We start from the raw sequence: 22,877 nt of genomic DNA, 5'->3' as shown, positions 1-22,877 counted from the left end.
GATGCTCTTTTTCAGCCGTTCGCCGCCGCGGTCTGCGCCGCCGGGCCGGGGGTGGCGGCGGCGGAGGTGGCGAGGAACTCGCACCACACGCACTTGCCGCTGCCCCGCGCTTCCACGCCCCAGGCGTCGGCCAGCCGGTCCACCAGCATCAGGCCGCGCCCGGACACCGCCCAGTCGCCCGCCTCCCGCCGCCGCGGCAGGGCGCTGGAGGTGTCCTCGATCTCGATCCGGATCCGCCCCTCCGGGGTGAGCCGCAGGCTGATCTCGCCGCCTCCATCGGTGTGCACCAGGGCGTTGGTGATCAGCTCGTCCGCGGCCAGTTCCATCTCGTCCGCCCGCTCCCCGGCACCCCAGGCAGCCGCCGCCGCGCGGACCAGATGGCGGGCGGTCGCCGGGCCTTCCGGGTCACCGGGGGCCAGGTGCTGGCGCAGCGGACCGCTGCCGCGCGGGGCCGGGCTGCCCCGGCGGCGCAGCAGGAGCAGGGCCATGTCGTCCCCGCCGCCCGCGTCCCCGACCAGGTCGCACAGGACGTCGGCGAGTTCCTCGACGTCCGTCGGGCCGTCCCGGACCGCCTCCATGAACTCCCGCATCCCGACGTCGGGGTCGGCGCCCCGCCGCTCGACCAGTCCGTCCGTACAGAGCAGCAGGGTGTCGCCCGGGTGCAGCTCCAGAGTCGTCACCGGGTAACCGGAGCCGGTTCCGGAACGTTCCCGGGGCGGCAGGCCCAGGGGCAGTCCGCCGGCCACGGCCACCCGGTGGCAGCTGCCGTCGCCGCGCCGGACCACCGGGTCGAGGTGGCCGGCCCGGACCAGTTGCAGCCGGCCGGTGTTCAGATCGGCTTCCGCGTAGGTGCAGGTGGCGAAACGATCCGTTTCCAGTTCCCGGAGGAAGGCGGAGGCCCGGGACATGGCGGTGCCGGGGGTGTGCCCCTCGGTGACGTAGGCGCGCAGCACGATCCGCAGCTGGCCCATCAGTGCCGCCGCATCCGTGTCGTGGCCCTCCACGTCACCGATCATCACGCCGATCCGGCCCTCGCCGATGGGGATGACGTCGTACCAGTCGCCGCCGATGTCCCGGCCCATGCGCGCGGCCCGGTAGCGTACGGCGATCCTGGCGCCCGGCACCTCCGGAATCCGGCGCGGCAGCATGGCCCGCTGCAGCCCTTCCGCCAGGTCGTGCTCCTGCTCGAAGAGCATGGCCCGCTGGAGGCTCTGCGCGATCCCGCTGCCCAGGGCGACCAGCACATTGCGCTCCTCGGCGGTGAAGTCGCCGTCCCGGCTGTAGAGCAGCCCGAGCGCGCCGATCGGCCGGCCCTGTGCGATCAGCGGGAGGTAGACCCCGCTGCGGACGGAGAGGGGTTCGATGTACGGCCACAGCAGCGGGTAGCGTTCCTGGAACTCCTCCCGGGAGCGCAGGAAGACCGGCTGCAGGGTGCGGACGGCCTTGCTCATCGGGAAGGCGGCGTCGATCCGGGTGTACTCGATCTCGGGGACGTACGAGCCGAGCTGGCCCTCCGCGACCAGGTGGATCCGGCCGCCGTCGACGATGCCGAGCATCACGCTGACCGCGCCCAGGTGGCCGAGCGCCTCCGGGTCCTTGAGGACGTCGGTGACGTCGTTGACGGTCCGGGCGTGGGCGAGGATCGCGGTGGTGCGTTCCACCACCCCGGTCATCCGGCGGCGGCCCTCGTCCTGCCGGCCGGGCAGGCCGGGATCGCGCGGGTCGAGGGAGGCGTCCCGGAGCACGCCGATGATCCGGTACGGGCGGCCGTTCGAGTGGCGCAGGATGTGGCCCTGGATATGGGTCCAGCGGGAGGAGCCGTCGCGGCGGCGGATCCGGAAGTAGGCGCCGTAGTGGTCGCGGCCCCCCTTGAGGGCCTGGGCGACGCGGGCGTCCATCCGGGCCGACTCGTCGGGCGGGATGCGCTTCCGCAGGGCGAGGAGGGTGCCGTTGTACTCGTCCGGGCGCAGCTCCATGACCTCGAGGGCGGTCGGGTCCAGGTGCATCTGCCCGCTGTCGAGGTCCCAGTCGAAGGTCCCCATCCGGTTGAGCGCAAGGCTCAGATCCGGCCGGGCGGGCCAGTCGACCTTCTCGGCCATGCAGCCACTGTCTCACCGATCGGCGGCGCGCGCGGGAGTCGGCCGCGGGCGACAATCCCAACCATGGGAAACAACGAGGTGTCGGTCGAGCGGGAGATCGCTGCGCCGATGGACGAGGTCTGGCAGGCGCTGACGGATCTGGAGTCGATGCCGCTCGTGCTGAGCGGGGTGGACGCGGTGGAGGTGTTGACCCCGGGGCCGTTCGGGGTGGGGACGCGGTGGCGGGAGACCCGGCGGATGTTCGGGAAGTCGGCGACCGAGGAGATGTGGGTGACGGCGTGTGACACCCCGGAACGCTATGTAGCCGAGGCGGACAACGCGGGAATGCACTACGTGTCCGAGTTCCGGCTGACGGAGCGGGCGCCGGGGCGGACGGCCGTGCGCATGACCTTCTCGGCGCAGCCGCAGGCGGGCGGGAAGCTGCCGCTGCTGACGCGGCTGCTGAGCGGACTGGGGGCCAGGGCGGTGGCGAAGGCCATCGCCAGGGACCTGGCGGATGTCGCGGCGTCGGTGGAGCGCCGCACCGCCTGACCTCGTGATTTGAGGACTCAAGTCCCGCGCGTTCGGGACCTTTGCCGCAGGGTCGACTTGTCCGGTTCCGCGAAGATCGATTCATCCTTGATCATCTTTCGCGAGCTGTGGGGTGGCCGTGGCGGAGACGCCGAAGCGGACCGGAGACCGAACCGGAATCGCAACCGGAACCGGAACTGGGGTCGCACCCGGAATCGCAACCGGAGCGACGGCCTTCCCGGTGGTGCCGGTCCGGCCCTACCGGGACCCGGTGGTCCTGGGCCCGCTGTTCCGTGACGAGGGCGACGAACCGACGGAGACCATCACGGTCCCGGCGCCACCCGCCACTCCCCTGGCGCCCACCCCCTCGCCTCCGGCACCGGCACCGGCACCGGCCGCCCCCCGTGCGCCGCGCCGCACCCTGCCGCCCGCACTCGACCGGCAGCTCGCCGAGCGGCCCGCGCGGTCCTGCTCCGGCTGGTGGGCCCTGCTCGCGGCCGGTACCGCCGGGGCCGGGGCGGCCTGGCTGGTGATCCGGTACGGAATTCCGCGGCCCGCGCTCACCCTGGACGCCTGGCCCGCCGCGGCCCTGGCCGGCTGCGTGCTGGCCGTCGCCCTCGCCCTGGCCGGACTGCGGCGCGGCAGCACCGGCCACGCCATGGTGCTGACCCTGTTCGGGCGCTACCGGGGCACGATCCGGCGTACCGGGCTGGTGTGGTCCGCCCCCTTCCCCCGCCGCGCCCGGGTCGACGTACGGCTGCGGCACTGGCGCAGTGAGCCGCTGGCCGTGGTGGATGCCGAAGGCACCGCGCTGCACGCCGTGGTGCTGGTCGTGTGGCGGGTGCGGGACACCGCCCGGGCCCTGCTCTCGGTGGACGACCACAGCAACTATCTGCGCGAGCAGGTGGAGTCCACGGCCGCCCGCGTGTTCTCCGGGATGCCGGCCGACTCCTTCGGGACGGAGGCCGGGCCCGAGACCCTGCGCGATACCGAGGCCGTCGGCGACGCACTGACCCGGCTGCTGGCCGCGGAGTGCCGGGCCGTGGGCATCGAGGTGTTCTCGGCCCGCCCGGTGCGCATCGAGTACGCCCCCGAGGTCGCCGGGGCCATGCAGCGCCGCCGGATCGCGGCCATCGACGCCCGGCACCGGGATTCCGTACTCACCTCGGTCATCGACGCGGTCGACGACACCGTGCAGCGGATGTCCGACCGCGGTCTGGTCAGCCTCGACGACTACGAACGCAAGGCCCTCGTCAAGGACTTGACCGTGGCCTTCTACACGGCGCGCGGCACCGCCGCCGAAGCCCGCTGAGAACCCCGCTGCCCCCGCTGCGTCCCCTCCCCCCGAAGAAAGGAAGTACACATGCGCGCGCCCGAGTTCACCGAGGAGATACCCGACGGCTGCAACTGCGCCGGCTGCGGGAGCACGGCCGGGGCCCGCGGCCCCGGCACCGTCCGGGCCCGCTGCACGGTCCGCGGGGCCGTGGTCGCAGCGGTCGGCGCCGCCGTGCTGGTGGGCACCGGGGCCGGCGCCGCCTCGGCCGAACCGGCGCCCAGCCGGGCCGGCTGGGACGGCTCCCGGTACTGGTACAAGGACGAGACCGGCTGGTGGCGCTGGACCTCCCACCAGAGCAAGTACCTGGCCAAGACCGGCCAGGCGGGCCAGGGTGCCGGTCAGCAGGCCGGCGGCTCGTCGGGGCAGCGGACCTCGGAGCCGGTGTTCCGGGGCAAGCAGGGCTGGGACTCCATCGACCGGGTGTACTGGTACAAGAGGAACGGCCAGTGGTGGTGGACAAGCCACCAGGACAAGTACGAGCGCTACACGGGCTCATCGAATTCCACCGGCAGCTCAAGCTCGACCGGCACCGGCTCGGGCCATTCCGGGTCAGCCGGCACCGGAACCGGAACCCCGGTGCGGTACGGCACCGAGCGCGCCATCTCGTACGCCATGCAGCACCTCGGCGACCCGTACGTCTGGGGCGGCAACGGCCCGCACGGCTGGGACTGTTCGGGTCTGGTCAAGGCCGCGTACCAGAGCGCCGGGATCCCCCTCCCCCGGGTCGCCGACGACCAGTACCGGGCCACCACCCCCATCTCCCGCTCCGAGCTCCGCCGCGGCGATCTGGTGTTCTGGTCGAACGACGGCCGGGCCTCGGGCATCCACCACGTCGCGATCTACCTGGGCGACGGCCAATACCTGGAGGCCCCCCGCCCGGGCAAAAACGTCCGGATCTCCTCCTTCAGCTTCTACAACCCGAACATGTACGGCCGGGTGCGCTAGGAGTTGGGCGGGGTGATCTGACTGACGCCGAGCGGGAACGGCTCCAGCCGTTCCTGCCGGTCGGCAACTGCGCTGTCCATCTGTGAGGACTGGCAGTTTCGGCGCTGGTGACACAAGATCGGGTTCTATGTCCCAGGCTGCATACGTTCAGAACACTCACCTCCTGCGCACGAGCATGTTCGATCTTTGGAGGCGGCTCAGGAGCCTGCTCGAAGATCAGGGACTCGACCCGGCGGCGACCGTGCTGGTCAATCTCTTCCCGGACGGGGGTGACCACGAGTTCGGCCAGTGCATAGATGAGGACGGCCGTGTCTACTCGTTCGATCTCGTCTACGACCGAGAGACCCCGAACGCGGCGGGCAAGGCCGTCCTTCGCAACTGGACCGACATCACCGACACATGGCAGCACCGTTCGTTCCCGGGCGAGATCGCCAACGCCTTCATCTGGCGTCCACCATCGCGCAAGACCGTCCTGCCTGCCTGATCACAGGCAAGGTGTCACTTCGCGGTGCTCGAGATCCCGGTCCTGGGGAATTGAGGTTGCAGCTGCCCGATACCCTGCGTGCGATCTACGGCCGGCAGACGAGTAGGCATGATGACGCGCACCCCCAGACCATCGACCGAAGCGATACTCGCCGTCCTGCCCGAACTCGCTGCCTACGCGCGCGACGCGGTCGTGTTCCATCCCGAGCGGGGAGAGCCGGACTCTGGGCACAGCTCGATCGGCGGCCCGCTGCTGTGGCCGAGTGACGAGCCGTGGCCCGTGTGCTCGTTGCCCGATGAGGTCAACCCTGCTGGCGTGCCTGCCACGGCCATGGTGCCGGTCGCCCAGATCTATCGCCGCGACGCGCCGGGGCCTTGGTGGCCCGCTGGCATCGACCTCTTGCAGATCCTCTGGTGTCCCAATGAGCACTGGGATCCTCCAGCCCAGCAGGCCGATGCCAGCCCCGTGATTGACATGCGATGGCGCCGAGCCGCTGACGTGACACGCCAGTTGACACCTCTGCCGTCGCCCACACGGTACGGCGAGGACGGTTACCTACCCCAACCGTGCTCGGTCACCGCCGAGCATGTGACCGACTTCCCCTTCCGTGAGGCGCTGCCCCCAGAGCTGCGTCCGCGGCTGGAGGAACTCGTCCACGAGACCGGCGACGGCCGTGATGTCATCACCCGCCTCGCCGGCTCGAAGCTCGGCGGCTGGCCGACCTGGCACCTGACGCACCCAGCAGTGTTTCCCTGCGGCGACTGCGGCACGGCCATGACACTGCTGTTCACTGTGGCCAGCGACGACGAGACAGGGGTCGTCGTCGGCCGGTGGGGAGACCTGCGCATCTTCACCTGCCCCACCGATCACCGTCACGCCTTCCAGGTGGACCTGCACTGACCTCGGGCTCATCACCCGGACAACAACCCATCAGACAGGCTCTAGTCGGCCCCGACCGGGGGAAGTGAGGTCGACCCCGGAGGGGTGAGCTCGGGCGGGGGCGGTGGGGTTGGGGGCAGGGACGGGGGCGGGGGCGGGGGGCTGAGGGTGGTTGGGGCGGACGGCGTGGCGGTTGGGGTCTCCCCGGTCAGGCCGGGTGGCTTCGATGTGGTGGTGGCCGAGGTCGGGGGTGGGGTGGGCGTTGGGGTTGGGGAGGGGGTGTTCGGTGCGGGCTCCGTCGTTGGGGGTGGGGAGGCCGGGTGTACCGGGGCCGGCGGGCGGGGGACGGGCTTGTCCGGCTCCGGGGCGTGCCCTCGCTCGCGTTCGTACCAACCGCGGCTCTGGTGGTCGTAGATCACGATCTTCTTGACCGTCTTCGGGGCGGGCGCGATCACCACCGTGTTCTGTGGGTGGTACGCCGCCCAGGGCTTCCCGTGCCGCGTCGAGTTCGGCTTCAGCGCCACCGGCTCCCCCAGCGGGTTCCCGCAGGCGCACCGCACCCGCGGCACCCCCCGGTCGTCGACCAGCACCGCCGTCCCCGCCTCGAGTACGGCCTGGTAGGCGGTGGCCCGGCCGTCCTCGTAGCCGTGGTTGGTGACCCTGGTGTCCACCCGCAGCTGGACCGGGGTGAGGGACCGCAGGTAGCCGGGCACCTCCGCCGGCTGCCTGCCGAGCGCCGCGGCGAAGGCCGCGTTCTTCGCGGGCTGCTCGCCCAGCACCCGGATCTGCTTCTCGACGTCGCAGCTGGCAGTGTCCCTGGTACCGCCGTACAGGCCGGGCTGATCGCCGGTGTGGGGGCGGGTGGCGACGGTGGCCGTGCCGGTCGGCTGGGCGGCCGTGACGGCCGGCCGGGGCTCCTGCTCGCCGCTGGTGGTGGCGGTGGACTCGGTGAACGGTGCCCGGCCGGCCGATCCCGCGGGCTCGAGGAAGAGCTCTCCGCCGGTGACCGCGGGCTTCCCGTCGGGCCGGGTGAGCACTACCGCCAGCACCACGGCGACGGCCAGGGCCACGATCACGGTCGCCAGCCGGGGAACCGACCGCCACCAGGGCGTTCCGCCGGGCCGCCGCGGCTCCGGCGGGCCCGGCGGCTCCGGCTGCTCTGGTGGCCCCGGCGGGCCGGTGGGCCCTCCGGGGCCAGGGGGCCCGCCCGGGCCGCCGGCCGCACCTCTGGCACCGCCACCGCCGCCGCTCGCCGCGCCACCGCCCGACAACGGCCCGGACGGCGGACCGGTGGGGCGCTCCGGCGGCGGCGTGCCCGAGGGTTGCGTCGTCACGGTGCTCTCCCGTTCGGAGGATCGGAGGAGGTGCGTTCCCTGAAGTCTCCGGACAACCGTCACTCCCCCGCACCCGTGCCTGCGCCGTTCAGGTGGTGCCACGGAGCGGAGGCTGCCTACGGTGGCCGTGTGAGCCGTTCCTGGCGTGACGCCGTGCTCGCGGTGCTGGCGGGGTTCGTTGCGATGACCGCGGTCGCCGCGGCCGGTCTGGCCTTCGCGGGCGCCGGTGACCTGCCCGGCGGGGCCTATCCGAAGGTGGTGGCCGCGGTCGTGGTGATGGCCGCCGGCGGCTCGGTGGAGCTGTCCGGCGGGGCCGGATTCCTGGCCGAGGCCCAGGCCGGCCTCGCGGTGCTGCCGCTGTCCGTGAGCCTGGCCGGCGCCCTGGCCGTCGGATCCGGCTTCCTGCGTCCGCTGCGCGGCCGGGCCGTGGCCGGCGGCGGCGAGCTCCTCGCCCGAGCCGCCCCGCTGGTACTGCTGTGGCTGCTGGCCCTGACCGGCTTCGCCCTGTTCGCCCACCACACCTTCGGAATCTCCACCGGCGACTCCCCGATCGGCGAGATCGGCGAACTCCTCGACTCCGGACCGACAGTGGCCTTCCGGGCGGATCTGCCCGGCACCCTGCTGTTCGGCCTGCTGTGGATCCTGGGCCTGCTGGTGATCACCCTGCTGGTGTCGCGCAGCGCTCCGCTGCCCGCCGGGCTGGTCCGCTTCCATGCGGCGGTCCGCCCGGCCGCCCATGCGGCGGTGGTACTGCTCCTGGCGTACGTGGTGCTGGGCGCGGTGATCGGGCTGGTGGTGGCGCTGACCCGGGGCCGGGCCCCGGAGACCCTCGCCGTCCTGCTGCTCGGGCTGCCGAACCTGGTCTGGCTCGCGCTCACCGTGGGCCTCGGCGGCGCCTGGCAGGGCAGGGTGGAGGGCCCCTTCGGGCTGCCGATGCCGCGGCTGCTGGACGAGGTGCTGCGGACGCCCGACCTGTCCATGGTGGATGTGGGCACCCTGGCCGAACGGGATCCGCGGGCCTGGTGGCTGGTGGCCGTGGCGGCCGTGCTGCTGCTCGGTACGGGCTTCCTGGCCGCCGTACGCTCCCCTGCGCGGGTGCGGCCCTGGCAGCATGCGCTGCACCTGGCGGTGACCCTGGCCCTGACCGTACTGACGGTGTGCCTGCTGGGACGGGTCCAGGCCCAGTTCGGGCTGTCGGTGCTGGGCATCGGCGAGGTCGAGGGACTCAACGCCTCGGTGGAACTGTACGCGGTGCTGTGGCGCACGGTCGGCCTGGCCCTGGTGTGGGGCGCGGTGGCGGGGTTCCTCGGTGCCCTGCTGGCGAAGCCCGTGCAGCGTCGGGGCGGCAGCGTCTAGTGGGCCTGGTGCGGTGACCCGGGGGCGCGGGCGCCGAACACCGGCAGGGCCCAGTCCGGCGGCGGGGGCGGCGGGGAGTCCGGCGGGGTGTCCGGCGGGCGTGTGCCCGCCTGCGCGGTGTCCACGACCACGGTGTCCGCCGGGCCGTGGTCCGGGGTCCGGGGCGGCGCGTGTCCGCCGGGCGTGGTGGCGGCCCCGCGGAAGGCCACCGCGAACTCCAGGCAGGTGGGCCAGCGGTCCTCCGGGGACTTCGCGAGGGCGCGCGCCAGGACTTCGTCCACGGCGGGCGGCAGCTCGGGCCGCTGCTCGGTGACCGGCGGCGGCGGATCGTACTGGTGCGCCCAGAGCAGGGCCATGTCGTCGTCCCGCCGGAAGGGCGGGCCGCCGGTGAGGGTCTCGTACACCACGCAGCCGAGGCTGTAGACGTCGCAGCGGCCGTCGACGGGCTTGCCCGAGATCTGCTCGGGGGCCACGTAGTCGAGGGTGCCGACGAACTGGCCGACGCTGGTGAAACCGGTCAGCGAGAGCGACTTCTTGGTCAGCCCGAAGTCGGTGAGGTAGGCGTGCTCGGGGTGGTCGGTGTCGGTGCCCGCGGCGATCAGGACGTTGCCGGGTTTCACGTCCCGGTGGACCAGGTTGTGGTCGTGGGCGGCGTCCAGGGCCGAGGCGATCTGTACGGCGATCCGGGCGGCGGTTTCCACGGGCAGCGGTCCGCTGCGGTCCAGCAGGGCCCGCAGGTCGAGTCCGGGGACGTAGCGCATGGCGATGTAGAGGATGCCCTCCGTCTCGCCGGCCTCGAACACGGGCACGATGTGCGGGTGGTCGATGGCCGCGGCCACCTTCGATTCGTGTACGAAACGTCGTCGGAAGGTGTCGTTGCGGGCCAGTTCGGGGGCGAGCAGTTTGAGGGCGACGGTGCGGTCCAGGCGCAGGTCGGTGGCCCGGTAGACGACGGCCATGCCGCCGCGGCCGATCTCGGCCTCCACCCGGTAGTCGGCGATCCGCCGCCCGTGGAGGTCGGAGGGGCGGCCCACCGGAAGCCCGGAGGATTCGGGCGGCTCGCGGAGCCCACCCGCATCACCGGGCCCGGCGGACCCGTTCGGCTCGTTCGGCTCGTTCGGCTCTGTGGGCCCGCGGAGCTCGGTGGGGCCACGCAGCTCGGTGGGCCCGACCGGCCCGGTCGGCTCGTCAGGCCCGGTCGGCTCGTTAGGCCCGGTCGGCTCGTTAGGCCCGGTCGGCTCGGCCGGCTCGGGGGGCTTGGGGAGGTCGTCGGTCATCAGGGTGCACCGGGCCCGACGATGCGGGTGGGCGGGTGGGTGGGCGGGCTCGGCTCCGGGGTTTCGGATGTGGCCGGGTGTGGTGCGGCGGGTTCGTCCGGGTGGCTGCCCGGTCCGGCCGCGACGGCGTAGGTGGCCAGCCGGGCTCCGTCCCCGTACATCCAGCGGCCGGCCGTGTCGTCGTAGAGCCAGACGCGTTCCCCGTCCAGCACCACTCCGGCCCGCAGGCCGTGGGTGGCCTGCCGGAAGGTCTCGGTGTCGCAGCGGCCGGCGGTACGGTCCCGGCTGGCCTGGCGGTAGCGGTCGAGGGCTTCGGCGGTACGGTCCAGCAGCGGCCGGGGGTCCTCGGCCCGGGTGAGCGGCCGGCCGGCCGTGGGCGGCGGCTGCGGGACGGCCACCAGGAGCCGCCCGTCGACCCAGGCGGTCCAGCCGTTGGCGCACCGGATCTCGCCCCATTCGCCGCGCCGGGCGAGCAGCTCGACCGGCAGGAAGGGGTCGAGGGGCGAGGTGGGCCGCGACAGGTCGGGGCCCTCCCAGGCTGGCAGCCCGTCCTGGGGGACCACATGCGTGGGGTGGAAGCCCGACAGCGGGTCGGCGGGAGCGACGGGGGCGGCAGGCGCGGCGGGGGCGGCAGCGGCACGGACGGTGGGAGTGCCGGTGTCGGCGTTCCGGGGCTGGGTCATGTCCGGCGCTACTTCCGCATGATCGCGGGCTCGTGCCGGCGCAGCAGCCGCAGCACCAGGACGCCGAACAGGACGGACAGCGCGATCAGCATGCCCATGTTGAGCAGCCAGACGCCGGCGTCATGGGCGAACAGCGGGTCCTGGGTGAGCTTGCCGGGCACGATCGCACCGAGGTCGATGGTGCCCGCCATGGCGCCGAGCGCCCACCGGGACGGCACCAGCCAGGCCAGTTGTTCGATCACCGGTACTCCGTCGAGTTTGAGCAGGGCGCCGCAGAAGACGACCTGGACGATGGCGAGGAGGACCAGCAGCGGCATGGTGACCTCCTCCTTGCGGACGAGTGCGGAGACCAGCAGGCCGAGCATCATCGCGGTGAAGGCCAGCAGGGCCACCGCGAGGGTGATCTCGATCAGGGGTGGGAACAGGACGCCCCGGCCGTCCGGGGCGTTGAGATCGACCCCGTAAAGGCCCACCAGGGTGAGGACCACGGCCTGGGCGACGGTGATGGCGCCGAGGACCACGACCTTGGACATCAGATAGGCGGAGCGGGACAGCCCGACGGCCCGTTCCCGCTGGTAGATGACCCGTTCCTTGACGAGTTCACGGACCGCGTTGGCGGCGCCGGTGAGTACTCCGCCGACGCACAGGATGAGCAGGGCGTTCATCGCGGTCTCGACGGTGAGGGCGGATCCGGCGAGAGCCCGGGCCATCGCGCCCATCACGAACGGCAGGGCGATCATGATGACGAGGAAGGTGCGGTCGGCGCTCAGCGCGGCGGCATAGCGGCGCACCAGGGTGGAGAGCTGGGCGCCCCAGCTCTGCGCCTTGGGCGGCGGGGACACGGTACCGGTGCCGGTGCCGGTGCCGGACTCCCGGCCGCCGGGCAGGTCAGCCGGCGCGGACGGCGCCGGCTGCCGTCCGGGGCCGGCGACGTACCTGTGGTGGTAGGAGGAGGCCCGGTACTCCCCCGCCCAGTCCCGGTCCCGCCGGTTCTCGAAGGCCTCGAAGGCCTCCGGCCACTGCTCGAAGCCGAAGAAGCGGAGGGTCTCGGCCGGAGGTCCGTAGTAGGCGATCCGCCCGCCGGGCGCCAGGACCAGGAGCCGGTCGCAGACGTCGAGGCTGAGCACGCTGTGGGTGACCACGATGACCGTGCGGCCGTCGTCGGCCAGGCCGCGCAGCATGTGCATCACGGACCGGTCCATGCCGGGGTCGAGGCCGGAGGTGGGCTCGTCCAGGAACAGCAGGGAGGGCTTCGTCAGCAGCTCCAGGGCGACCGAGACGCGTTTGCGCTGGCCGCCGGAGAGGCTGTGGATCGGCTGGTCGGAGCGCTGCTCCAAACCGAGCTCACCGATCACTTCGTCGACCCGTGCTTCCCGTTCGGCCGCCGCGGTGTCCTGCGGGAAGCGGAGCTCGGCGGCGTACGAGAGGGCGCGGCGGACGGTGAGCTGGGAGTGCAGGATGTCGTCCTGCGGCACCAGGCCGATCCGGCTGCGGAGTTCGGCGTAGTCGCGGTAGAGGTCGCGGCCGTCGTAGAGGACGGCGCCGCGGTCGGCGGGGCGCAGCCCGGTGAGGGCGCCGAGCAGCGTGGACTTCCCGGCCCCGCTGGGCCCGACGACGGCGAGCAGGCATCTGGCGCCGACCGGGAAGGAGACCTGGTCGAGGAGGGTCTTGCGGCCGTGGTCGACGGCCACGGTGAGGTCCTGGACGTCGAGGGAGACCTCGCCGGTGTCAATGAACTCCTGGAGTTCGTCGCCGACCAGGCAGAAGGCGGAGTGGCCGATGCCGATGATGTCGCCGTCGGCGACGCGGGCGGTTTCGACGGGCGCGCCGTTGAGGTAGGTGCCGTTGTGGCTGCCGAGGTCGGCGATCTCGTGGCTGCCGTCGGCGAGGGAGCGGAGTTCGGCGTGCCGGCGGGAGACCACCAGATCCTCGATGACCAGGTCGTTCCCGGGGTCGCGGCCGATCCGTACGGTGGTCCGCGCGGGCAGCGGCCGGACGGCGGTGGGCTGTCGGAAGGTGCTGGTCAGGGAGGGGTTGCCGACGCCCGCGGGCCCGGCGGTCCCGACGGCCCCGGCGGCCCCTGCGGGCCCGGCACCGTCCGGTGGCCCGAGCAGGACGGCGCGCGGTCCGTCGAGGGCGCTGCCGAAGCGGAGTTCGCTGCCGGGGCCGATCTCCCAGGCGTGGATGCGGCGGCCGTCGGCCCAGGTTCCGTTGGTGCTGTCCTCGTCCTCCACGGTCCAGTGGTCCCCGTCGATGTGGAGGTTCGCGTGGTGCCAGGAGACCCGGGCGTCGTCGAGGAAGATCTCGCTCAGCGGGTCCCGGCCGACGCGGTAGGTCCGGCCCGGACTCATCACGGTGGAGCCCGTGTCCGTCTCCAGGACGAGCTCGGGCGCGGTCGGCACACCAGGGCGCTGGACCATGACCAGATTTTCCCACGATCCGTCCGACCCGGCATAACCGCAGGTCAGAGCCTTCTTATGGGTAATGACAACGGTCCCCGTTGCAGCCTTTGCCGATCTCGGAAAGGTGCGCTTCACTTCACGCGTCGGTAACCGAACACACGGGGGACGCCATGGGTGCACACGACCGCGCACACGACCACGGGCACGACCAGGGGCACGGACACGACCGCGGACACGACCACCGGCCCGGACACGGACACGACCACGGAGTGGCCGCGGACGCCGACCGCCGCTGGCTGGCCATCGCCCTGTCACTGATCTGTGCCTTCATGGCCGTCGAGGTGGTCATCGGCATCGTGGCGCAGTCCCTGGCCCTGATCTCGGACGCCGCGCACATGCTGACCGACGCCGTCTCCATCGTGCTGGCGCTGATCGCGATGCGGCTGGCGGCCCGGCCGGCCCGTGGCGGCTATACGTACGGGCTGAAGCGCGCGGAGATACTCTCCGCCCAGGCCAATGGACTGACCCTGCTGCTGCTGGCGGTCTGGCTCGCGTACGAGGCGGTCCGGCGGCTGCTCGATCCGCCCGAGGTGGAGGGCGGGCTGGTGCTGGTGACGGCGCTGGCCGGCATCGTGGTGAACGTTCTGGCGGCCTGGTGCATCTCGAGGGCGAACCGCACCTCGCTCAATGTCGAGGGCGCCTACCAGCACATCCTCAACGACCTGTTCGCGTTCATCGGCACCGCGGTGGCCGGCCTGATCGTCCTGACCACCGGATTCGTCCAGGCCGACGCCATCGCCACCCTGGTCGTGGTGGCGCTGATGGTGAAGGCGGGCTACGGACTGGTCCGCGAATCCGGGCGGATCCTCCTGGAGGCGGCCCCCGCCCATGTGGACCCGGATGCGGTCGGCGACCGGCTGGTCGCCCACGGGCCGGTCACCGAAGTCCACGACCTGCACATCTGGACGATCACCTCGGGGGAGGCGGCCCTGTCCGCGCACGTCCTGGTGGAGCCCGAGGGCGACTGCCACGCCGTCCGGCGCGACCTGGAGAAGCTGCTGGGCGCCGACTACGGGATCACCCACACCACCCTGCAGGTGGACCACGCCCAGGAGACCCTGCTCCGAGTGGGCCGGGCGGGTAAGGAACCGGACGACGCGCACTGCTCCGCCCCGCACGGCCCGGTGCACCGCGAGGGCCCGCACCACCACTGAACCGCCGCCACTGAACCGCCGCCGCGCGGGGAAGGCATGGCCCATGACGCAGAAGCGCAGTGCCGGGCTGCTCCTGTTCCGCCGTACCGGGCCGGAGGCGGCGGTGGAGGTCCTGCTGGGCCATATGGGCGGGCCGTTCTGGGAGCGCCGGGACGCCGGGGCCTGGTCGATCCCGAAGGGCGAGTACGAGCCGGACGAGACCCCGCGGGCCGCGGCCCGCCGGGAGTTCACGGAGGAGATCGGGCTGCCGCCGCCGGACGGCCCGTACCTGCCGCTCGGCGAGGTGCGGCAGGCCAACGGGAAACTGGTGACGGTCTGGGCGGTGGAAGCGGACCTGGATCCGGCCCTGATGCAGCCGGGCACGTTCACGCTGGAGTGGCCGCAGGGCTCGGGACGGACCGAGGAGTTCCCGGAACTGGACCGGGTGGCCTGGTTCACCCCCGCAGCGGCCCGCAGTCGGCTGATCGTGTCCCAAGTAGCCTTTCTGGAGCGGCTGTTGGGACTGTTGGCCGATTGATCGCGGGCGGGGTTGCCAGCCGTGCCGTCCCCGTGGACATTGCACACATGACGAACGTCGTGCTGGTGGGAACCCTGGACACCAAGGGTGTGGAGTACGGCTGGTTGCGCGAACGGCTGCTGCGCGCCGGCGTCGATGTGATCCTGGTCGACACAGGAGTGATGGGCGACCCCCGGGTGCCCGCCGATGTGCCCCGCGAAGCGGTGGCCCGGGCAGCCGGAACGGAACTGTCGGAACTACGGGCGGCGGCCGACCGGGGCGCCGCCGTCACCACGATGGCCCGCGGGGCCGAGGCCACCGTGTTACGCCTGCACGCCGAGGGGCGGCTGGACGCGATACTCGCCATCGGAGGCAGCGGCGGCACCTCCATCGCGACCCGCGCCATGCGGGCCCTGCCCCTGGGCGTGCCGAAGCTGATGGTGTCCTCGATGGCCTCCGGGGACGTGTCCGTGTACGTCGGCTCCTCGGACATCACCATGATGTACAGCGTGGTGGACATCGCAGGCATCAACACGGTGTCGGCGCCAGTGCTGGCGAATGCGGCGGACGCGGCGGCCGGGATGGCGAAGGGCTTCGCCCAGGCCTCCTCCCAGGCCTCCTCCCGGGCCGTCCGGCCGGGCCTGCGCAGCTCTGGCGAGCGGCCCCTGATAGCGGCCAGCATGGCGGGGGTGACCACGGTCGGGGTGGACGCGGCCCGCGAACGACTCACCGAACTCGGCTACGAGGTCCTGGTCTTCCATGTCAGCGGCACCGGGGGCCGCACCCTGGAGTCCCTGGCGGGCCAGGGGGTGTTCGCGGGGGTCCTGGACCTGACCCTGAGCGAGCTGGCGGACGAGCTGTGCGGGGGCAGCCTGAGCGCCGGCCCCGACCGGCTCACCGCGGCCGGGCGGGCCGGCGTCCCGCAGGTGGTGAGCCTGGGGGCGCTGGACATGGTGAAGTTCGGGCCGCTGGAGAAGCTGCCCGAGCGGGTCCGCTACCGGCGGGTCCGGGTCCACAATCCGTCCATCACGGTGATCCGTACCACCGAGGCGGAGTGCACCGAACTGGGCCGGCTGGTGGCGGCCAAACTGCGGGCGGCCACCGGGCCGACCGCCGTGTGCGTACCGCTGCACGGGCTGTCCACCCTGGGCGCGCCGGATGGCCCGTACCACGATCCGGCTGCGGACTCGGCCCTGTTCACGGCGCTGCGGGAGGGGCTGCGGGGTGCCTCCGCCGAACTGTTCGACTACGACACCCACATCAACGATCCGGCCTTCGGGCGGGCCGCCGCCGACCGGCTGCACGCCATGATCACCGCACGGGAGGAGCGGGCGACCGCGGCCTGACCCACTGGCCGGGGAGGTCCGGGAAGCCGGACCTCCCCGGCTCCGGGGCGGCGCCTCCCCGGCCGGGGCGCCGCCGTGGCATCCCACTCGTTTCCGCCATCGCGCGGATACAGTGAGTCATGAATCTGTCGCCGGTCAATTCGCACAATGAGTGGGACCCGCTGGAGGAGGTCATCGTCGGGCGCCTCGAAGGCGCGACGATTCCCTCCAAGCACCCGGTCGTGGCCTGCAACATTCCGCCCTGGGGTGCCCGGTTGCAGGGGCTCGCGGCCGGCTTCGGCTATCCGCGCCGGCTGGTCGAACCGGCACAGCAGGAGCTCGACCGGTTCATCGAACTCCTGGAATCCCTCGGTGTCACCGTCCGCCGCCCGGACCCGGTCGACCACCGGCGGCGCTTCGGCACCCCCGACTGGTCCTCACGCGGCTTCACCAGCACCTGTCCGCGCGACAGCATGCTGGTGATCGGCGACGAGATCATCGAGACCCCGATGGCCTGGCCGTGCCGGTATTTCGAGACACACCCCTATCGGTCGATCCTGAAGGACTATTTCCGGCGCGGCGCCCGCTGGACGGCGGCCCCGAAACCCCAGCTCACCGACGAACTCTTCGAGCCGGATTTCCGCATCCCCGCGGTCGGTGAACCGATGCGCCACATCCTCACCGAATTCGAGCCGGTATTCGACGCGGCGGATTTCGTGCGCGCGGGACGCGACCTGTTCGTGACGCGGAGCAATGTCACCAACCGGATGGGCATCGAATGGCTGCGCCGCCATCTCGGGCCCGGCTACCGCATCCACGAGATCGAGAGCCGCTGCCGCACGCCCATGCACATCGACACCACCTTCGTCCCGCTCGGGCCGGGCAGGGTGCTCGTCAATCCCGAATACATCGACGTCGACCGGCTTCCCGAGGCCATCGGTTCCTGGGACATCCTGGTCGCGCCCGAGCCCGACCCGATCCACGAGCACCTGCTGAAAGTCACCTCGATGTGCGGCAAATGGCTCAGCATGAACGTTCTGGTGATCGACGAAAAACGGGTGATCGCGGAGCGGCACCACACCGGCATGCTGCGCGCGCTCGAAGGCTGGGGGTTCGAGCCGATCCCGTGCGACCTGCTGCACTACGCGCCGTTCGCGGGCTCGTTCCACTGCGCCACCCTCGACGTGCGGCGCCGCGGCACCCTCGAATCGTACGTGGACTGATCCGTGGACTGCTCCGTGGACTGCTCCGTGGACTGATCATCCGTGCCGCGGGCAGGAGGCCTCAGACCCGGGCGTGCGCCGTGATGTCCGCCGCGAACTCGCCCGTCATCGCCGGGGTGACCGTCGGCCGGCACTGGGCCACCGCCGCCAGGTAGTCCTCCGTGCTCGCGCCCGGCGGAACCGCCACCGCCGCCCGCGCCCCCACCGACTCCAGGTCCCGCTCGAACGACACCTGTGCCGCGATCCGTGCCGCGTGCTCGATGTCCGCCGGGGTGAACAGCTCGCTTGCCCCGACCAGCGCCGCAACGTCCACATCCGTACGCCCCGCCGTGTAGCGGGACCAGATCGCGGCCCGCGCCCCCGCATCCGGCGTACCGATCGGGATCAGGTAGTCGAACCGGCCGGGCCGCAGGAACGCCGGGTCCAGCGAGCGGATCGAGTTGGTGGCGCACACCAGCAGCCGCTCATCCCCCTCCCGGAATCCGGGTATCAGCTTGAGCAGCTCGTTCGTCACCCCGTGGATTCCGCCCGGCTGCGCCGGCTCCGTCCGCACCGGGGCGATCTCCTCCACCTCGTCGATGAAGACCAGGACCCGCTCCAGTTCCGCGATCCGCGAGAAGGCGGAGCGCAGCGCCGCCGCCAGGTTGCCCTCGTCGGCGAGCCGGGACGGCAGCAGTTCGACGAAGGGCCAGCCCAGCCGGGAGGCGATGGCGCGGGCGAAGGTGGTCTTGCCGGTGCCGGGCGGCCCGAAGAGGGTGATGGCCCGCGGCGGCCGGACCCCGTGCTGTGCCGCCCGCTCGGGCTCGGCGAGCGGCAGCACCACGCGCCGCTCGATGAGGTCCTTCTCGGTCTCCATGCCCGCGACCTTGTCCCACAGGTCGTTGGCGAGGAACCGGCCGCCGAGGTCGTCGAGGAGCCCGGCCGCGGGTCCGTGCAGCGGTTCGGTCTTCTCGAAGTAGGCGACGGCGGGCTGCCGGGTGTAGCCCGCGTTCAGCAGGCCCTCGCCGAGCAGGTCCTCTTCCGGGAGCACGTACGAGATCCGGCCGACACGGGCGGCGATCAGCCGCCGCTCCAGCTCGACCAGCAGGGCGCTGGCGAGACCGCGCCCGCGCCACCCGGAGGCGATGGCGATCCGCATCACCCAGGCCCGCTCCCCCGAGACGGTGGCGAGGGCCGCGCCGATCGGGACGCCCTGGTGGACGGCGACCACGGCGGGCTGCCGGTCGGTGAGTGCCGTGATGCACTCGGCCAGGGAGAAGACGGATTCCTGGCCGAGTTCGGCCGTGGTGTCGATCAGGTGGACGACGGATGCGAGATCGCTCTCGCGGTAGTCGTGAATGAGCCAGTTCACCGGGTACCGCCCCTCGATTCGTACAGCGCGTGCGCCTTGCGGTGAGGCTAGGGGCGGCGGCCCGGGGCGATCACGCTCCGCCGTGCACAACAGCCGGGGCGGAATCCCTCCGCGGCGTCCATAGACTGGTGGCTTCCGCCGACAACCCTGCGCCGAGGATCCGAACAGTTCATGACTTCGCACATAACCGGTCCCCGGCGGCGGCAGCTACAGCATGCGGTGTGGGTGGTGCCGGCCCTGTGGACGGTCGCACTCGGCCTGTGGGGGCTGTCCCGGCAGGACAGTGTGTGGCGGGACGAGGCGGCGACCTGGCAGGTGGCCGGGCGGTCGGTGGGCGAGATCTGGCACATGCTGGGCCAGGTGGACGCCGTGCACGGCCTCTACTACCTGCTGATGCACGGACTCTTCGAGCTGTTCGGGGCGGGCACGGCCACCCTGCGGCTGCCGTCGGTGCTCGCCATGGCCGTGGCAGCGGCCTGTGTGGGACTGCTTGGGCAGCGGCTGGCCGGGTTCTGGGCCGGGCTGGGCGGCGGGCTGGCGCTGGGACTGCTGCCGGCCGTGCAGTTCCACCTCCAGGAGGGCCGGCCGTACGCGCTGGTCGCGGCGGGGGCCGGGCTGTCCACCCTGCTGCTGGTGACCCTGCTCCAGCGGCCGGGCGGGTGGCCGCGCTGGACGGCGTACGGGCTGCTGGTGCTGGTGTGCGCGCTGCTGAACTGGCTGTCCCTGCTGATCCTGCCCGCGCACGCGGCCACCCTGCTGTGGGTGCGGGCGGGGCGGCGGGTGTACGGGCGCTGGGCGGTGGCGGCGGCCGGCGCCGGCTGCGGGGCGCTGCCGTTGATCCTGTTCAGCCGCGGGCAGTCCGGGCAGGTGTCCTGGATCCCGCCGCTGACCTGGCACATGCTGATCGGCCCGGCGGTGCTGCTGGCGATCGGCGGGCTCGGCGCATGGGCGGGCCGGTCCCGGGGCGGCCGGGGGCTGTCGGCCACCGCGGTGGGGCTTCCGCTGCTCGCCGTCCCGCAGCTGGGGCTGATCGGGCTCTCCCTGGTCCAGCCGCTGTTCCTGGACCGGTACGTGCTGTTCAGCCTGCTGGGTCTGGCGCTGCTGATCGGCGCGGGGCTGGGGGCGGGCGTACGGCTTGCCGCGCGCCGCACGCCGAGGACGGCGGGGCTGCTGGTGCCGGGGGTGGTGGGGGTGGCCGTGGTCGCGCTGCTGCCGGTGGAGCTGGGGAAGCGGGCTCCGGAGAGCCGGGTGGACGATGTGCTGGCGGTGTCGGCGGAGGTGGCCCGGCTCAAGGAGGGCGGGGACGCGGTGCTGTTCATACCGGCCGCCCGGCGCGACACCGCGCTGGTCTCCCCCGGTGCCTTCAGCGGGCTGGCGGACATCGCGCTGGCCGAGTCCCCGCAGGCGTCCGGCACCCTCAAGGGCGAGGAGGCGGATCCGGCCCGGATCCGGGAGGCGCTGCTCGGGCAGCGGCGGGTCCTGCTGGTGACGGACGCGGCGCGGGTGGCCAAGCCGGCCTCGGCGGAGCGGGACCGGGTGAAGCTGGCGGTCCTGCGGGAGCGGTTCACCGCGGTGGCGGACGAGCAGGTCCGCGGCCGGCGGGTGACGGTGTACGAACGCCGTCCGTGATCCGCCCGGCGGGCCGGCCGGTCCGCCCGGTCCTGCCGGTCCGCGCGGTCCTGCCGGTCCGCGCGGTCCTGCCGGTCCGCGCGGTCCTGCCGGTCCGCGCGGTGGCGATTCACAGCACTTTCACAGGGAATCCGGGGCTCCGCTCACAGCCTGGGGTCGCAGGCTCGGAGCATGATCGACCGTACCCTCCGGCGTCGCACCGTCCGCATCACCGCGGCGATGGCCGCGATGGCCGCACTGCTCTCCGTGGACCTGCCGGCCGCCACGGCCTCGGCCGGGGCGGGCCGCACGGCCCCGGCCCCGCCCGGCGAGACCGCGGACCGGGTGGGCGCCCTGTTCGCGGGCGGCCTGGACGGCGGCCACTTCTGCACCGCATCGGTGGTGCAGAGCGCGGGCCGTGATCTGATCGCCACCGCCGCGCACTGCCTCGGCGACGATGTGTCCGGGACGGTGTTCGTCCCCGGCTACCGCGACGGCACCGCACCGTACGGGATCTGGCAGCTCACCGGTGCGTCCGTGGACCCGGCCTGGCGGCGCGCCCAGGACCCGGACGCGGACCTCGCGTTCGCCACGGTCGCCCCGGTCGGCGGGCGTGCCGTACAGGACGTGGTGGGCGGGTTCCCGGTGGTCACCGACCGGCCGGACGGTGCCGAGGTCACCGTCCTCGGCTACCCGAGCGACCGGGAAACCCCGCTGACCTGCACCCACACCGCCGAACTGTGGTCGGACACGCAGCGCCGCATCGCCTGCCCCGACCTGGGGGGCGGCACCAGCGGCAGCCCCTGGCTGGTGGACGGTGCGCTGGCCGGGGTGCTCGGCGGGCACGAGGGCGGCGGCACGGTCCCGGACGTCTCGTACAGCGCGGTCATGGGCCCCGCCGCCCGGAACCTCTACCGGTCCGCGGGCGGGGAGGTCACCGCTTCCGGGGCTGGCTGAAGCGCAGCATGTTGCCGGCGGGATCGCGGAAGGCGCAGTCGCGGACGCCGTACGGCTGGTCGACCGGTTCCTGGAGCACCTCGCCCCCGGCGGCGCGGATGCGTTCGAAGGCGGCGTCGCAGTCGTCGGTGCTGAAGATGACACCGCGCAGCAGGCCCTTCGCCAGCAGTTCCGCCATGGTCTTCCGGTCGGCGGGCGAGGCGTTCGGGTCCGCGAGCGGCGGTTCGAGGACGATCTCCACGTCCGGCTGTGAGGGCGCGCCCAGGGTCACCCAGCGCATCCCCTCGAAGCCGACGTCGTTGCGCACCTCGAGGCCGAGGGCGTCCCGGTAGAAGGTGAGCGCCTTGTCGTGGTCGTCAACGGCGATGAAGCACTGCGAAAGCTTGATTTCCATGTGCTTCACGCTAGGCGCGGGGTGCGGGTTTCGCTTCTCCGTTCCTGACCGGTCGCGTGTGGACCTTGGCGACGCAGGCCGGGATGGCGGCACCCTCGTCATGGCTGCGGGCCCGGTACGCGCTGGGGGTCTCGCCGACCAGTTCGGTGAACCGCGAGCTGAACGAACCCAGCGAGGTACAGCCGACGGCGAAGCAGACCTCCGTGACCGTGAGGTCGCCGCGCCGCAGCAGCGCCTTGGCGCGCTCGATGCGGCGGGTCATCAGGTAGCTGTACGGGGTCTCGCCGTAGGCGGCGCGGAAGCTGCGGGAGAAGTGGCCCGGGGACATCAGGGCGGTGCGGGCGAGCGCCGCGACGTCGAGCGGCTCCGCGTACTCGCGGTCCATCAGGTCACGGGCCCGGCGCAGCCGGACGAGGTCTTCCAGGGTGGTCACCCGACCACGATCGCACAGGCGGTGGCGCCGGCAGGGACCTACGGGCCGTCGGGGTGCCCGGCGGGGTTCCCGTCGGGGTTCACGGCAGGGTTCCCGGCGGGGGCGAACCAGGTGGGCTCGTCCGTCAGCGCCTGCCGGATCCGGTGCAGGGCGAACGGTTCGAGCCGGGGCAGCCGGTCCACCTCGAACCAGGCCACGTCCAGGGATTCCGCGTCGTTCACCCGTGCCCGGCCGCCGGTGGCCCGGCAGCGGAAGGTGACGTCGGAGAACTGGCAGACGTCCCCGTTCGGGTAGGTCACCGGCTCCAGCATCTCCACCAGCACCACCCGCTCGACGACGCACCGCACGGCCGTCTCCTCGTACACCTCCCGGACGGCAGTCTCCGCGGGCTGCTCGCCCGGCTCGGGGATCCCCCCGACGACGGACCACCGTCCGGTGTCCGTCCGCCGGCCGAGCAGGACCCGGCCCCGGTCGTCGAAGACAACGGCCGTCACGCCGGGGAGCACCAGCAGCTGGTGCCCGGCCGTGGCGCGGATCTTGCGGATGAACTCCGGTGTGGTCATCCTCAGAC

At 72.7% G+C, this 22,877-nt stretch carries 20 protein-coding genes and 1 pseudogene; 12 read left to right on the top strand and 9 right to left on the bottom strand.

The window, feature by feature from the left end; genetic code table 11:
- Nucleotides 1–11 precede the first annotated feature (11 nt).
- Nucleotides 12–2,099, bottom strand: a complete 2,088-nt coding sequence (locus DEJ50_RS30685; RefSeq protein ID WP_150211311.1) for a SpoIIE family protein phosphatase — start codon at nucleotides 2,097–2,099, stop codon at nucleotides 12–14.
- Nucleotides 2,100–2,162: 63 nt separating this feature from the next.
- Here DEJ50_RS30685 and DEJ50_RS30680 point away from each other — a divergent pair, with 63 nt between their 5' ends.
- The 5 genes and pseudogenes from DEJ50_RS30680 (at nucleotide 2,163) to DEJ50_RS30660 (ending at nucleotide 6,274) form a co-directional block, all read left to right on the top strand.
- Nucleotides 2,163–2,630, top strand: coding sequence for an SRPBCC family protein (locus tag DEJ50_RS30680; RefSeq protein WP_150211310.1), 468 nt, complete (start codon nucleotides 2,163–2,165; stop codon nucleotides 2,628–2,630).
- A 406-nt stretch (nucleotides 2,631–3,036) separates the two neighbouring features.
- Nucleotides 3,037–3,921: pseudogene (locus DEJ50_RS30675) on the top strand (SPFH domain-containing protein); the annotation flags it as partial.
- A 51-nt stretch (nucleotides 3,922–3,972) separates the two neighbouring features.
- Entirely contained in the window at nucleotides 3,973–4,890 is a 918-nt protein-coding gene (locus DEJ50_RS30670) for a C40 family peptidase (protein ID WP_150211308.1), read from the top strand.
- 127 nt (nucleotides 4,891–5,017) lie between these two features.
- Nucleotides 5,018–5,374: a hypothetical protein gene (locus tag DEJ50_RS30665; protein ID WP_150211307.1), complete on the top strand. Its 357-nt coding sequence runs from the start codon at nucleotides 5,018–5,020 to the stop codon at nucleotides 5,372–5,374.
- 108 nt (nucleotides 5,375–5,482) lie between these two features.
- Entirely contained in the window at nucleotides 5,483–6,274 is a 792-nt protein-coding gene (locus tag DEJ50_RS30660; protein ID WP_223837972.1) for a hypothetical protein, read from the top strand.
- 41 nt (nucleotides 6,275–6,315) lie between these two features.
- Here DEJ50_RS30660 and DEJ50_RS30655 read toward each other — a convergent pair whose 3' ends face one another.
- Nucleotides 6,316–7,329, bottom strand: coding sequence for a DUF6777 domain-containing protein (locus DEJ50_RS30655; protein ID WP_223837971.1), 1,014 nt, complete (start codon nucleotides 7,327–7,329; stop codon nucleotides 6,316–6,318).
- Nucleotides 7,330–7,716: 387 nt separating this feature from the next.
- On the opposite strand from DEJ50_RS30655, the gene DEJ50_RS30650 reads away from it, so the two are divergent.
- Nucleotides 7,717–8,943, top strand: coding sequence for a streptophobe family protein (locus DEJ50_RS30650; RefSeq protein ID WP_150211306.1), 1,227 nt, complete (start codon nucleotides 7,717–7,719; stop codon nucleotides 8,941–8,943).
- Here DEJ50_RS30650 and DEJ50_RS30645 read toward each other — a convergent pair.
- From DEJ50_RS30645 to DEJ50_RS30635, 3 genes are read right to left on the bottom strand one after another with little or no spacing between them, the layout of a single operon-like run.
- Entirely contained in the window at nucleotides 8,940–10,220 is a 1,281-nt protein-coding gene (locus tag DEJ50_RS30645) for a serine/threonine-protein kinase (protein ID WP_317852569.1), read from the bottom strand. The genes DEJ50_RS30650 and DEJ50_RS30645 overlap by 4 nt on opposite strands.
- Nucleotides 10,220–10,903: a hypothetical protein gene (locus DEJ50_RS30640; protein ID WP_150211305.1), complete on the bottom strand. Its 684-nt coding sequence runs from the start codon at nucleotides 10,901–10,903 to the stop codon at nucleotides 10,220–10,222. The genes DEJ50_RS30645 and DEJ50_RS30640 overlap by 1 nt, the downstream gene beginning before the upstream one ends.
- Before the next feature lie 8 nt (nucleotides 10,904–10,911).
- Entirely contained in the window at nucleotides 10,912–13,323 is a 2,412-nt protein-coding gene (locus tag DEJ50_RS30635; protein WP_150211304.1) for an FHA domain-containing protein, read from the bottom strand.
- Nucleotides 13,324–13,475: 152 nt separating this feature from the next.
- Here DEJ50_RS30635 and DEJ50_RS30630 point away from each other — a divergent pair, with 152 nt between their 5' ends.
- The 4 genes from DEJ50_RS30630 (at nucleotide 13,476) to DEJ50_RS30615 (ending at nucleotide 17,563) form a co-directional block, all read left to right on the top strand.
- The gene (locus tag DEJ50_RS30630; protein WP_150211303.1) at nucleotides 13,476–14,519 is read left to right on the top strand and encodes a cation diffusion facilitator family transporter; all 1,044 of its coding nucleotides are present in this window, start codon (nucleotides 13,476–13,478) and stop codon (nucleotides 14,517–14,519) included.
- A gap of 43 nt (nucleotides 14,520–14,562) precedes the next feature.
- A complete protein-coding gene (locus DEJ50_RS30625; protein WP_150211302.1) occupies nucleotides 14,563–15,036 on the top strand; it encodes an NUDIX domain-containing protein in 474 nt (157 codons plus the stop codon).
- Between the two features lie 47 nt (nucleotides 15,037–15,083).
- Complete coding sequence (locus DEJ50_RS30620) at nucleotides 15,084–16,361, top strand: Tm-1-like ATP-binding domain-containing protein (protein WP_150211301.1); 1,278 nt, start codon at nucleotides 15,084–15,086, stop codon at nucleotides 16,359–16,361.
- 119 nt (nucleotides 16,362–16,480) lie between these two features.
- Nucleotides 16,481–17,563, top strand: a complete 1,083-nt coding sequence (locus DEJ50_RS30615; RefSeq protein WP_150211300.1) for an amidinotransferase — start codon at nucleotides 16,481–16,483, stop codon at nucleotides 17,561–17,563.
- 61 nt (nucleotides 17,564–17,624) lie between these two features.
- On the opposite strand, the gene DEJ50_RS30610 is transcribed toward DEJ50_RS30615, so the two are convergent.
- The gene (locus DEJ50_RS30610) at nucleotides 17,625–18,914 is read right to left on the bottom strand and encodes an ATP-binding protein (RefSeq protein WP_150211299.1); all 1,290 of its coding nucleotides are present in this window, start codon (nucleotides 18,912–18,914) and stop codon (nucleotides 17,625–17,627) included.
- 171 nt (nucleotides 18,915–19,085) lie between these two features.
- On the opposite strand from DEJ50_RS30610, the gene DEJ50_RS30605 reads away from it, so the two are divergent.
- Nucleotides 19,086–20,543, top strand: a complete 1,458-nt coding sequence (locus DEJ50_RS30605; protein ID WP_150211298.1) for a glycosyltransferase family 39 protein — start codon at nucleotides 19,086–19,088, stop codon at nucleotides 20,541–20,543.
- Between the two features lie 171 nt (nucleotides 20,544–20,714).
- Complete coding sequence (locus DEJ50_RS30595) at nucleotides 20,715–21,479, top strand: trypsin-like serine peptidase (protein WP_223837970.1); 765 nt, start codon at nucleotides 20,715–20,717, stop codon at nucleotides 21,477–21,479.
- Here DEJ50_RS30595 and DEJ50_RS30590 read toward each other — a convergent pair.
- From DEJ50_RS30590 to DEJ50_RS30580, 3 genes are all read right to left on the bottom strand, one after another.
- Nucleotides 21,457–21,873 carry a VOC family protein gene (locus DEJ50_RS30590; RefSeq protein ID WP_150211297.1) on the bottom strand — a complete coding sequence of 139 codons (417 nt, stop codon included), beginning with the start codon at nucleotides 21,871–21,873 and terminating at the stop codon, nucleotides 21,457–21,459. The two genes, DEJ50_RS30595 and DEJ50_RS30590, sit on opposite strands and share 23 nt — an antisense overlap.
- Nucleotides 21,874–21,883: 10 nt before the next feature.
- On the bottom strand, nucleotides 21,884–22,258 hold the full coding sequence (locus DEJ50_RS30585) for a helix-turn-helix transcriptional regulator (RefSeq protein WP_150212457.1): 375 nt from the start codon (nucleotides 22,256–22,258) through the stop codon (nucleotides 21,884–21,886).
- 86 nt (nucleotides 22,259–22,344) lie between these two features.
- Entirely contained in the window at nucleotides 22,345–22,869 is a 525-nt protein-coding gene (locus DEJ50_RS30580) for an NUDIX hydrolase (RefSeq protein WP_150211296.1), read from the bottom strand.
- Between the last annotated feature and the right edge of the window lie 8 nt (nucleotides 22,870–22,877).

Source organism: Streptomyces venezuelae (assembly GCF_008642295.1).
GTDB classification, from domain to species: Bacteria; Actinomycetota; Actinomycetes; order Streptomycetales; family Streptomycetaceae; genus Streptomyces; species Streptomyces venezuelae_C.
Note: the sequence above shows the minus strand (reverse complement) of the source record. Positions and strands in the feature narration are given on the sequence as shown.